Raw genomic sequence first — 12143 nt, forward strand, 5'->3', positions numbered from 1 at the left:
AGCGCGCTCTCGGCGCTGGCGAGCTGCAGTGATCGCGGAAATGCGCGTGGGCTCTCGTTCACGTCCGCGCGTCGCGAATCCTTCACGCGCGATCGATGGAGGCCGTGTGCGCGCGTCAGCGGATCGCGAGCACACGATCGCCGACGCGAACGTGGCTCGCGCGCTGCGGCGGCGCGGGGAGCACCAGCACGAGCTCGTCGGTGTGCGACTGCGCGATCGCGGGCGCGAGGCCGCGCGCGATGGTGCGACCGATCGCGTCGAGGTAGCGATACGCGCGGTGATCGCGCGTCCGCGGCGCGCGCATCCGTGCGCGGCCCGCGAGCACGAGCTCGTCTCCGTCGCGCACCAGCAGCACGTCGTGCGCGGCGTGGTGCCGGGAGAGCGCGCTGACCGCGATCGTGCGCGCGAAGAGCGCGCTCCACGTGTAGTCGCTGATCCACTCGGGATCGCAGTAGCTCATGAAGTCGCTCGCCTCGCCGGGATCGACGAACGAAGCGTCGCGCGCGTCGAAGCCCCACACGCCGACGCCGCCTTCGTCGTAGGGGAACGCGAGGTCCGGGCTCGAGGCACCGCCGCACGGCGCGTGACGTCGGCCGTGGATGTGCCCGAGCTCGTGCGCGAGCGTCCACGCCGAGCCCTCGGTGCCGAACCCGACGCCGGTGCCGACGCGGATGTCGTGATCCTCGGGATCGTCGACGACGAAGCTCTGCCCGGTGGTGCAGCGGAACGAGCAGTACTCGCCGAACGTCTCCTCGGGACGCGCCAGCGCGTAGTAATAGGCGCGCGGCGACGCGCCCTCGCGCTCGCGCAGATCGACGAGCATCGAGTTGATCGCGCCGAAGCTGAGCCCGCCGCTCCACGCGACCGGCGCGTGCACCGTGATGTCGACGTCGACCAGCGGATAGAGCGACGTGAGCAGCGCGCGCACCCGCGCGATCCACGCGTCGTCGGTGATCGGCAGACGACCGCTCCCGTCGCCATCCCAGCGGATCGGGACGAGCACGAGCTCGAGCCCCGCGCCGTCGTCCTGCGCGCGGAGATCGATCGCGCTTCCGTCGCGCGGCAGACGCGCGTCGTGCGAGGCGCCGGTCGGCGCGAGCGTGCCCGCGGGATCGACGAGGCGTACCGCGAAACGCGTGGTCTCGGTGACGTGCTCGGCGGCGATCTCGAGCTGGAGGACCGACGTGGGGTCGTCGTCGCGCGAGGTCGTCGCGATCGTTCGGGTGTCGCGCAGGACGTCGAGGACACGATCGCCGTCGCGCACCTCGAGCTCGGCGGTGATCGCACGCGGCGCGTCGACGCGGACGTAGACGCGCACGATCGCGGCGCGGCGCGCGACGATCGGCGCGTTGCGCGAAGCGACCGCCGCTCCGTCCGCCGCGAGCGCGACGCGAACGCCCTGGAACAGCGCGAGCCCGTCGATCGCGACGCCCTCGGCGAGCCGCACGCCCTCGGGCGCAGCGTCGATCGGCGGAGCGCCCGCGTCGCGCGCCGTCGCGGCATCGCTCGCGAGGACGCTCGCGTCGTGCTGGGCGCGATCCTCGCGCGCTGGCTCCTCGCGGATCTCGCCGGTGCACGCGACGACCGCGAAGCTCGCGAGCACCCACGTCACGCATCGCATCGAGCGCGCGCGTCGAGCACGTTCCGATCCACCGAGAAAATGCGGCGAATTCACGCGCTCACGCGGGGAGCATCGACCCCGGCGGGGTCCGACGGCCCCGGCCGATCAGGTGAAATAGAGGACGAGCAGGACGCAGAGCGCCCACGCGCCGACGCTCGCGAGGAACGGCGGATCTTTGAGCATCGCGTCCGTGGGGCTGTCTGCGTCGGCCTTGCGACGCACGAGATGGAGGAAGCGCCCCACGCCGATCGTCGTGAACACGACGCTGACCGCGAGCCAGCGCGTCCCGAACGCCGCGATCGTGTCGGGATCGAGCGTGTACACCACGTACGTCACGAGCGTCGCGACGCCCATCACGTAGAGCAGCGGCATCAGCACGCGAAGGTCGTACGAACCGAGCGCGGCGCGCGTCTTCGACGCCTTGCCGCCCGCGTGCTCCTCCATCGCCGCGAGCTCGTGCGCGCGCTTGCCGAGGCCGAGGAACGTCGCGGCCAGGAACATGACGATCAGCAGGTACCAGGAGGGCGGCACCTGCGCGGCGAACGAGCCACCGAGCACGCGCAGCTCGAACCCGCCGGCGATGCACAGCACGTCGAGGTACGCGATCTTCTTCAGCTTGAACGAGTACGCGAGGTTGAGCGCGAGGTAGCCCAGCGCCGCCGCGAGGAACGCGCCGCCGAGCGCGAGGCCTCCGACCACCGCGATCGTCGCGAGCACCACGAGCGCGCCCTTCGCCTGCGCCTCGGTGACGCGGCCGCTCGCGATCGGTCGGTGCTTCTTCTTCGGGTGCTCGCGATCGGCCTCGACGTCGACGAGGTCGTTGAGCACGTAGACCGCGCCGGCGAGCACGCAGAACAGCGCGAAGCCCGCGAGCGCCCGCAACAACGCCGGGACGTCGAAGAGCTCGCGTGCGAACACGAGGGGCGCGAGCACCACGAGGTTCTTCACCCACTGGTGCGGCCGCATCGTGCGGAGGAGACCGATCAGCATGAGAGCGCGGCAATATAGCCGGAACTCTCGCCGCCGCCGCTCGCCCGGATCTTCGCGCGACCACGCCCCTTCCGCGCAGGGACACACCGGGAACATCCCCGGGAGCGCGCTTGTCCAGCGTTTCACCGCCCACTAAGGTCGCCCGGATCGGCGGGGTCCCATCGATCCCGTCGTCGTCTTCTGCCGTTTCCTGGCTCTCGCCGGAGGACTCGTTTGCACGATCGCACCCTCGCCGCGCGCGCGCTGCGCCCCGATCCTTCTCGTCGGCGCAGCGCGGCCGCGCTGGGCCTCGCGCTCTCCCTCGCTGCCTCGATCCACGCCTCGCCCGCCGACGGCCAGCGCCGCGCGACCGCGAGCGCGACCACGACGAGCAGCGCGCGCCCGTACGAGGCGCGCCACCGCGAGCTGGTCGCGGAGATCGGACGTGCGGGTCGCTCGTCGCGGGCGATCCTCCCGCTGATCGAGCTGTGGCGCATGTGGAACGACGTGCCGCCGGCGACGACGGTCGCGTCGCTCGAGCGCATCGCGGCGGACCGCCGGCTGAACGTCGCGGTGCGGCAGTACGCGGCACAGATGCTCGCGCGCGCTCGCACGCGCATGGGCGATCCCGATGCGTCGCGGCGTGGGTTCGAGGAGCTCGGGTACCTGCGCCAGTGGCGCGTGGTCGGGCCCTTCGACAACGAGGGCAAGGCGGGCTTCGATCGCGCGTTCGAGCCCGAGACGACACCCGACGCCGGGCCCTTCGAAGGCCGCGTGCGCGCCGTCGACTGGCGTGATTTCCCGGACGTCTCGCAGTACGGCTACGTCTCGTTCGACGCGGTGTACCGCCCCGACACGAACGTGTGCGGCTACGCGCGCACGATCGTCACGAGCGAGCGCGCGCAGCCGCTCTCGCTGTGGCTCGGCGGCGGCGGCGCGGTGCGCGCGTGGTGGAACGGCGAGCGCGTGATCGACGACGGCGCGTACCGCCAGCCCGATCCCGACCGCGCGGTCGCGATGGTCGGCGCGCACCAGGGCGAGAACGTGCTGCTCGTGAAGGCGTGCGTGACCAGCACGACGTGGGGCTTCTTCGCGCGGCTCGGCGACGCGACCGGCGCGCCCGCGCGGGGCGTGCGCAGCGCGACGATGCCGACGTCACAGTCGCTCCCGAGCGGGCACGCGCCCGGCGTGCGGCTGCCGAATCCGCCCGAGGCGCCGCTCGCCGCGCTCGAGCGTGCCGCGAGCGGTGAGCGCGCGAGCGCGTCGGCGATCTTCGATCTCGCGCGCTTCCTCGCGTTCACCGGCGCCGACGATCCCGCGGAGCAGCGCGCGAAGCAGCTCGCGGCGCGCGCCGCGCAGATGCAGCCGATCGTCGAGCACCTGGTGCTCGCCGCGCAGCTCGCGGACGAGCGCGGCGAGGCGATGCGCTTCCTCGATCGCGCGGCGCAGGTCGCGCCGGCGGATGGACGCGTGCTGCTCGCGCAGGCGCGCCTCGCGAGCACGGGCCCTTCGCCCGAGGCCGCGCTGCCGATCCTCGATCGCATCCCCGAGGGGACGCTCGAGTGGATGGACGGCGTGTCGCTGCGCGCCGAGCTGCTGATGTCGATGGGCCTGCCCGAGAGCGCGCGGACGGTCGTGAACCGCGCAGCCGCGCTCGCGCCGGGCACGCCGCGCTGGCTCGCGATGCGCATCTCGGCCTCGAGCGCGACCGAGCGTCGCGACGACGCGGTCGCGATGCGCGCGGAGCTCGCGCAGCTGCGCTGGGACGATCTCGGCAACCGTCGCGCGCTGATCGCGGACGGACTGCAGCGCGGCGATCGCGACGAGGTGATGCGTCACCTCGACGTGTACCGCCGGCTCGGCGCCGACTCGGTCACCACGTACGTCGCGGCCGCCGAGGTGCTCGATGCGCTCGGTGATGAGGCGGAGATGATGGGCGCGTATCGCGCCGCGCTCGATCTCGCCCCCGAGGACGCCGACGTGCGCGTCGCGTACGGGCGTGCGCTGCTGCGCGAAGGACAGCAGGACGTCGCGGCGACGATGCTTCGCGAGGCGCTCGCGCTGCGCCCGCAGGACGCGGAGACGCGCGAGCTGCTCGAGACGATGGCGCCCGAGTCGCAGCGCGTCGACGAGGCGTTCGCGGCGAGCGAGCGCGACATCCTCGCGCGGGTGCGCGAGGAGTCGGGCTATCCGGCGCACGTCCTCCAGAACCTGACGGTCAACACCGTGTTCGAGAGCGGGCTCGGCACGAGCTTCCGCCAGCTCGCGGTGCAGATCGCCGACGAAGAGGGCGCGCGCGACTGGCGCACGTTCCCGATCCAGTTCGATCCCGACGTGCAGCGCGTCACGATCCGCACCGCGCGCGTGTATCGCGGTGGGCAGCGGCTCGAGGCGATGCAGACGTTCGAGCAGCAGCTCGGCGAGCCCTGGTACCGCATCTACTACGACACGCGCGCGCTCGTCGTGGTGTTCCCGGATCTCGAGCCGGGCGACGTCGTGGAGCTGCGCTGGCGCATCGACGACGTCGCGGAGCGCAACCAGTTCGACGACTACTACGGCGACCTCACGTACTTCGCGGGCCCGGTCCCGAACGCGCGCATCGAGTACGTGCTGATGACGCCCGCGTCGCGGCAGTTCCACTTCAACGAGCCGCGCCTCCGCGGGCTGCAGCACGAGCAGCGCGTCGAGGACGGGCGCCGCATCGATCGCTTCGTCGCGACCGACGTCCCCGCGATCCAGAGCGAGGACAACATGCCGGGCATGACCGAGGTCGCGCCCTACCTGCACGTGTCGACCTACCGCACGTGGGAGGACGTCGGCCGCTGGTACTGGGGCCTGATCCGCGATCAGCTCTACGCCGACGAGAACCTGCGCCGCGTGGTCGCGGACCTGGTGCGCGACGCGCCGGACACGCGCACCAAGGTGCAGCGCATCTACGGCTGGGTGATCCAGAACACGCGCTACGTGGGCCTCGAGTTCGGCATCCACGGGTTCCTGCCGTACCGCGTGCCGCAGATCGTCCAGCGCGGCTTCGGCGACTGCAAGGACAAGGCGTCGCTCATCTACACGATGCTGCGCGAGGCCGGGATCGACGCGCGCATCGTGCTGGTACGCACCCGCAACAACGGCGCGATCCACGATCTCCCCGCGTCGCTCGCGGTGTTCGATCACGCGATCGCGTACGTGCCCGAGCTCGATTTGTTCCTCGATGGAACGGCCGAGTACAGCGGCACGAACGAGTTCCCGCAGATGGATCAGGGCGTGACGGTGCTGATCGTCGGGCCCGACGGCGCGGAGCTGCGCCGCACGCCGGTGCTCCCCGCGGAGCAGAACGAGCGCTCGCGACAGATCGCGATCGACCTGCAGCACGACGGCACCGGGCGCATCGAGGTCACGGAGCAGGTGCGCGGCTCGGAGGCGCCCGGCTATCGCGTGACGTACCAGGCCGAAGGAACGCGCCGGGAGCGCTTCGAGCGCGCGCTGCGCGGCCTCTTCCCGGGCATCGAGCTGCGCACGCAGGAGTTCTCGGGGCTCACGAACTACGAGGAGCCGATCCGCATCCGCTACACCGCGGACGTGCCGCGCCTCGCGGTGACCGACGCCGACGGGCTGCGGGTGCAGGCGACGGTGCTCGACGATCTGACGCGCAGCCTCGCGCGCTCGGCGACGCGCCGTCATCCGCTCGATCTGCGCGGCACGACTCGTTACATCGAGGAACGACGCATCCGCGTCCCGCAGGGCATGCGCGTGCTGCACGTCCCGGAGGGCGGCGAGGTGAGCTCGGAGTACGGGCGCCTGTCGCTGCGCTTCGAGCAGAGCGAGCGCGAGATCGTGGCGCGCACCGAGATGGCGCTGACGCGCGATCGCATCGCGCCCGAAGAGTACGAGGCGTTCCGGCGATGGGTGGAGCAGGCGGACTTGATCCTTCGGCAGCGGATCGCGATCGGGGGGCGTCGATGATGCGTCGGGCTTGGATGGTGATCGCCGCGCTGCTCGTCATCGCGTGCGGCGGCGCGCAGCACGCCGGGCAGAGCGAGGGCATCGACGCGATCCGTCGTCGCGCCGAGGAGCGTCCGAACGATCCCGCGGCGCAGGCCGCGTGGGCCGAGGCCGAGCTCTTCATGGCGGGCGGTGACGGCGAGGCCGCGGAGCGCGCGATCGCGCGGGCGCGCCAGCTCGATCCCGAGAGCGCGGAGATCGAGTTCCTGCACGCGATGGAGCGCCAGCTCCACGGCGATCTCGACACGTCGCTCGACGCGCACCTGCGCACGATCGCGCTCGCGCGGGCCGGGCGCACGCCGCTCGCGGCGTCGCTCGCGGAGGTGTCGGTCGCGTTCGTGCTCGAGTTCGACGACGCGGTGCCCGACTACGCGCGCCGGGTGCGCGAGGCGCTCACGCCGATCCACGCCGAGCCCGGCGCGATCGGCCCGTCGGCGCGTCACGGCATCGGGTCGGCGCTCTCGGACCTCGCGTACCGCGACGGGAACCTCGACGCGGTGCGCGCGATCACGACCGCGCAGGGCTGCTCGACGCAGTGGCGCGTCGCCGGGCCCTTCGGTCCGCGGCACCTGCTCGGCTTCGATCAGCAGCTCGCGCCCGACGAGCCGGGGCCGCTCGCGGAGACCTACGACCTCGGGCCCGGCCGCGGCACGCGCCCGACGCGCACGCTCGAGCCGCGCGCGTGCTCGCTGCACCTCGGGAACGGTCCGGTCGCGGGGCCGGGCACGACGTACGCGGAGACCGAGATCACGGTGCCGTCGGCGGGCGAGTACCTCATCCGCCTCGAGAGCCCGAACTCGGTGGAGCTCAGCGTCGACGACGCGCGCGTGGTGCGCATCGATCGCCGCAGCGAGATGGTGTCGCGCATCACCTATCACCCGGTGCAGCTCACGGCGGGCGCGCATCGCGTGATGGTGAAGACGACGACGCGTCATCCGAACCCGCTGCTCGTGGTCTCGGTGCTGCCCTCGTCGACGTTCGGCGCCGAGTGGAGCGACGAGGCGCCCGCGGCGGATCGCCCGCTCGGTGTGGCGCTGGGCGCGGCGCGCGCGATCGCGCGTGCGGACTTCGTCGGTGCGCGCGAGACGCTCGCGCCGCACGTGCGCGACGACCAGGCCACGGGCGCGATGCTCGTGCTCGGCAGCATCGTCGCGCTCTCCGATCCGCTCACCGGCCAGCAGGTCGCTGCCGACGAGGGTCGCCGGCTGCTCACGCTCGCCGCGCAGCGCGATCCGCGCGCGTGGTACCCGCGGATGCAGCTCGCGAACCTCGAGCCCGACGAGCTCACGAAGATGCGCATGCTGCGCGACGCGATCCAGCAGTGGCCCGAGGTGCTCGTGATGCCGCTGACGCTGATCGACGTGCTCGAGGCGCGCGGCTGGGAGGCGCAGACCGACGCGGCGATCACCCACGCGCGTCAGGTCGCGCCGACCGCGTGCCGTCCCCGCCGCGCGGCGCTCAACGCGGCGCTGCGTCGCGGTCGGGCCGCCGAGGTCGGTGAGCTCGCGGAGGCGCTCGTCGCGTGCGACGCGCGCAGCGACGCGCGCCTGCAGCACGCGGTGCGTCAGCGCCGCTGGGAGGACGCGCAGCGCGAGGTCGCGCGCATCGCGTCGCTCGAGCCCGAGTCGAGCCGCTATCAGACCGCCGACGCGGAGCTCACGCTCGCGCGCCAGCGCGGCGACGACGCCGCGGTCGAGCGCCTGCTGAGCGAGCTCGCGGCGCTCCGTCCGCGCGCCGAGGGCGTGGTGATGATGCAGGCGGATCGCATGCTCGCCGCGGGCGACGCGCAGGCCGCGCACCAGCGCATCGAGGCCGCGCTGCACGAGGAGCCGGAGTCGATGGGCGACCTCCGCCGCATCCTGCGCGCGATCGGCGGCGCGAGCCCGATCGAGCCGTTCCGCCAGGACGGCGCGCGCGTGATCCGCGAGTACGAGGCGTCGGGCCGCAGCTACGACGGTCCGAAGGTGCTCGTGCTCGACTACACGGTCGTGCGCGTGTTCGACGACGGCTCGCAGCTCGAGCTCACGCATCAGATCGTGCGCGTGCAGAGCGAAGAGGCCGTCGACGCCGAGGGCGAGTTCAGCCCGCCCGAGGACGCGCAGCTGCTCACGCTGCGCACCATCAAGGCCGACGGTCGTCGCCTCGAGCCCGACGAGATCCAGGGCAAGGACACGATCTCGATGCCCAACCTCGCGGTGGGCGACTACGTCGAGTACGAGTACCTGCGCGCATCGCCCGCGCCCGCCGGCTTCCCGAACGGCGCGCTCGGTGATCGCTTCTACTTCGCGTCGTTCGAGGTGCCCTTCGATCGCAGCGAGCTCACCGTGATCGCGCCGCCGTCGATGGAGCTCGCGGTCGATCCGCGCGGCCCCGCGCCCGAGACCGAGACGACCACCGAGGACGGCCTCCGCGTGCGCCGCTGGCGCGTGCGCGAGAGCCGGCCGCACACCCAGGAGCCCGGCGCCGTCGCGGCGCGCGAGTACCTGCCGTCGATCCTCTGGGCGCACAACGCGACGTGGCCCGCGTACGTCGAGAGCCTGCGCGACGTGCTCGCGGATCGCGAGGTGCGCGACCCCGCGCACGTGCGTCTGGTGCGCGAGATCGTCGGCACCGACGGCAATGCGTCGCCCGAGCAGCGCGCGCGGCGCATCTACCAGTGGGTCCTGACGAACGTCGAGGACACCAACGATCCCTTCGGTCAGGCCGCGACGATGGTGCACGCGCGCACCGGCAACCGCTCGCGCGTGCTGCTCTATCTGCTGCACCTCGCGGGCATCGACGCGGACCTCGCGCTGGCGCGCAGCTTCGCGGGCGACGCGACGCAGAGCGACGTCGCGGACGACGAGACCTACGCGTTCCTGGTGGTGCGCATGCAGGGATCGTCGGGGCCGATCTGGCTGTGGCCGGGCGCGCGCGGCGCGCCGTTCGGGTTCCTCCCGCTCGAGCCCGCGATCCGCGGCCAGCAGGCGCTCGTGCTGAACGAGCGCGGTGAGCGCGCGACCGTGGGTGATCCCGGCATCGAGAGCGACCTGACGAACATCGAGCTCGACGTGCGGCTCGACGGCGAGGGCGGCGCGCACGTGGAGGTCGTCGAGACGTTCCACGGCGCAGCCGCGGTCGCGTGGCGCAACCAGCTCGAGGGGGTGCCCGCGGCGCACCTCGAGGAGATCTTCGAGCGCCAGTACGTCGCGCGCATCGCGGGCGGCGCGCGCATGACCGAGCTGCGCATCACCGGCCGCGAGGACGCGGAGCAGCCGCTCGTGCTGCGCTACGCGTTCGACGTCGCGCGCCTGGGGCGGCTCACCGGCGACGCGCACCTCGTGCCGCAGCTCTACTCGCTCGAGCTCGCGAGCAGCTACGCGCCGCTCGCGCGACGCGCGACGACGCAGGTGATGCCGGGCGGCGCACGCGACGTGACGATGCGCGTGCACCTGCCGCAGGGCGCGCAGGCGCCGGTGCTGCCCGACGAGCGCACGATGAGCGGCCCCTCGGGCATGCAGGCGACGTGGCGCGCGGGCACCCAGGGCAACGTCGTGACGGTCGAGCGCCGCGTGCGCCTGCCGCGCGCGCGCGTGACGCCGGAGCAGTACCCGGAGCTCGCGCGCTTCGCGCGTGCCTACGACGAGGCCGAGGCGATCGAGCTGCGCGTCGCGATGTGATCGTCGTCAGGGGCGCGTCGCGGTCGCATCCCGCGGCGCGCCCGACGACACGATCTTCAGAACGTCGAGGTACCCGGGCGGCTCCGGCACCACGCCGCGCTCGCGCAGCATGCGATGCAAAAGCGGCAGTCGGAAGTACGGCACGCCGGGCAGCACGTGGTGCTCGAGGTGGTAGCTCACGCGGATCGGCGCGACCGTCATCCGCGCGAGCCAGCCCGCGCGCGTCGTGCGCGTGTTCGCGAACATGTCGGTGCTGCGCTCGGTGCACGCGTGCTCCGCGAGCGAGCGGATGCGCAGGAAGAGCGGATACGGCGTGACGTACGCGAGCACCCAGATCGCGTAGAGCCACGCGTGCCCGCACGCCCAACACGCGGCGAAGAGCAGCGCGTTCGTGAGCATCATGCCCCAAGCGTTCTTCACGAGCTCGAGCGGATAGCTCCACCAGCGGCGTCCTTCGCGCGGCAGCCACACCGCGTCGCTCGCGACGGTCCAGCGAACGACGCCGGCATCCATCAGCGCTCGCCCGAGCAGGTACTTGAGCCCGGTGAGCCCGACGAGATCGCGCGCGAGCTTGCGCAGCAGCGACGCGCGCGTCGTGGGGAACGGCTCGATCAGCGAGAGGTCGGGATCCTCGGGCTGGCTCGTCTTGCGGTGATGCACGAAGTGATGCGCGCGGTACTTCGCGAGGTCGTTCCAGACCGGGCGCGCGCAGAGCCAGTCCCCGACGAAGTCGTTCAGCCAGCGCGACCGGAAGAGCGACTGGTGCGCGGCGTCGTGGTGCAGGATCGCGAGCGCGAGGTGGCGTCCGCCGAGGATCACGAGCCCGAGCACGAACGTCGGGATCGCGATCCATGCGGGCTGCGTGCTGGCCCACGCCAACGTCGCGAGCGTCGCGACGATCACCGCCCACGTCGAGCCGACCGCGAGCATCCCCATCGTATTGGAACGCTCGTTCAACATCCGGATCTCGTCGCGCGTGAAGATGCGCCCGACGGTCTTGATCGTGCTCGCCGGCATCTCGGTCGGCGTCGATGAGTCGATCGTCACGGGACCTCCTTGGCCGATGCGCCGAGCACGGTGCGCCAGATCGCGTGCCCGGCCTCGTCGAACCGCTTCACCACGTCGACGAACGCGCGCCGCTCGCTGACGTCCACCAGCGGGTCGGGCAGCAGCGGGTCGAACACGAGCTGCCGGATCGCGTCGCTCCCGAGCAGGAACGACTCGCGCGCGGCGACCTCGGGCTCGAGCGTGCGCATACGCTGCAGCCAGCGCTCGAGCTCACGGCGCGTCCGGGCGTACGACTCGGTGAGCGCGTCACTGGTCCACAGCGCGCGCGCCCGCGCGTCGAGCTCCTCGTCGAGGTCGTCGGCCGTGAACACCGGCGCCTCCGCCGCGAGCCCGAGCTTGCGCAGCCGCGCGCGCACCGACTTCACGCCCCCGACGAGGTTGTCGGGACGCACGAAGAGGTCCTTCTCGAGCTCGCGGAAGCCGAGCATCCGCAGCGCGCGATCGCAGCGGCGCCATGCGGCACGATCGCTCCGGAGGAGCGCGGCCGAGTGCACGACGAGCCACGCGCCGTTCCACTTCCGGACGCGTGACTCGGCCGCGCGCCAGGCGCGCACCTCCTCGGCGAGATCCGACGAGCTCGGCCCGATGCGGTACGCGCCGCGCCCGGTGCCCTCGATCATGCCCGTCGCCGAGAGCCGCACGAGCGCGACCCGCGCGTTGTTCTCGCGGATGCCGAAGAGCGCGCACGCCGCCACCGCGTCGCGCGCCGAGAACGACCCGCCCTCCGCCCCGAGGAGCAGCTTCAGGATGAGGTCACGCGGGTTCGGAGGCGTTGCTACACGCACACATCAGCTCTTGCGGCGAGTTGTAACATAACGGACGATCGC

6 protein-coding genes are annotated in these 12143 nt (G+C 72.5%); 2 read left to right on the plus strand and 4 right to left on the minus strand.

The annotated features are described in order from the left end of the window. Nucleotides 1-115: 115 nt before the first annotated feature. Both DB32_RS36640 and DB32_RS36645 read right to left on the minus strand, forming a co-directional pair. Entirely contained in the window at nucleotides 116-1621 is a 1506-nt protein-coding gene (locus DB32_RS36640; RefSeq protein ID WP_053237300.1) for a M66 family metalloprotease, read from the minus strand. 105 nt (nucleotides 1622-1726) lie between these two features. After that, on the minus strand, nucleotides 1727-2611 hold the full coding sequence (locus tag DB32_RS36645) for a UbiA prenyltransferase family protein (RefSeq protein ID WP_053237301.1): 885 nt from the start codon (nucleotides 2609-2611) through the stop codon (nucleotides 1727-1729). 213 nt (nucleotides 2612-2824) lie between these two features. Here DB32_RS36645 and DB32_RS36650 point away from each other — a divergent pair, with 213 nt between their 5' ends. Next, nucleotides 2825-6550: a DUF3857 domain-containing protein gene (locus tag DB32_RS36650; protein WP_053237302.1), complete on the plus strand. Its 3726-nt coding sequence runs from the start codon at nucleotides 2825-2827 to the stop codon at nucleotides 6548-6550. Then, nucleotides 6547-10248 carry a DUF3857 domain-containing protein gene (locus DB32_RS36655; protein WP_157069849.1) on the plus strand — a complete coding sequence of 1234 codons (3702 nt, stop codon included), beginning with the start codon at nucleotides 6547-6549 and terminating at the stop codon, nucleotides 10246-10248. The genes DB32_RS36650 and DB32_RS36655 overlap by 4 nt, the downstream gene beginning before the upstream one ends. Nucleotides 10249-10254: 6 nt before the next feature. Here the strand turns inward: DB32_RS36655 and DB32_RS36660 are convergent, their stop codons facing one another. Further along, nucleotides 10255-11265: a fatty acid desaturase family protein gene (locus DB32_RS36660; RefSeq protein WP_053239083.1), complete on the minus strand. Its 1011-nt coding sequence runs from the start codon at nucleotides 11263-11265 to the stop codon at nucleotides 10255-10257. A 26-nt stretch (nucleotides 11266-11291) separates the two neighbouring features. Continuing rightward, the gene (locus DB32_RS36665; protein WP_053237304.1) at nucleotides 11292-12101 is read right to left on the minus strand and encodes a PaaX family transcriptional regulator C-terminal domain-containing protein; all 810 of its coding nucleotides are present in this window, start codon (nucleotides 12099-12101) and stop codon (nucleotides 11292-11294) included. Nucleotides 12102-12143 lie beyond the last annotated feature (42 nt).

Origin of the sequence: Sandaracinus amylolyticus, from assembly GCF_000737325.1 — a bacterium.
Classification (GTDB): domain Bacteria; phylum Myxococcota_A; class Polyangia; order Polyangiales; family Sandaracinaceae; genus Sandaracinus; species Sandaracinus amylolyticus.

Bases quoted from the DNA above. Each gene is read 5' to 3' on its own strand.
- DB32_RS36640 (WP_053237300.1), bottom strand. From the start codon at position 1,621: ATGCGATGCGTGACGTGGGTGCTCGCGAGCTTCGCGGTCGTCGCGTGC.
- DB32_RS36645 (WP_053237301.1), bottom strand. From the start codon at position 2,611: ATGCTGATCGGTCTCCTCCGCACGATGCGGCCGCACCAGTGGGTGAAG.
- DB32_RS36655 (WP_157069849.1), top strand. From the start codon at position 6,547: ATGATGCGTCGGGCTTGGATGGTGATCGCCGCGCTGCTCGTCATCGCG.
- DB32_RS36660 (WP_053239083.1), bottom strand. From the start codon at position 11,265: ATGCCGGCGAGCACGATCAAGACCGTCGGGCGCATCTTCACGCGCGAC.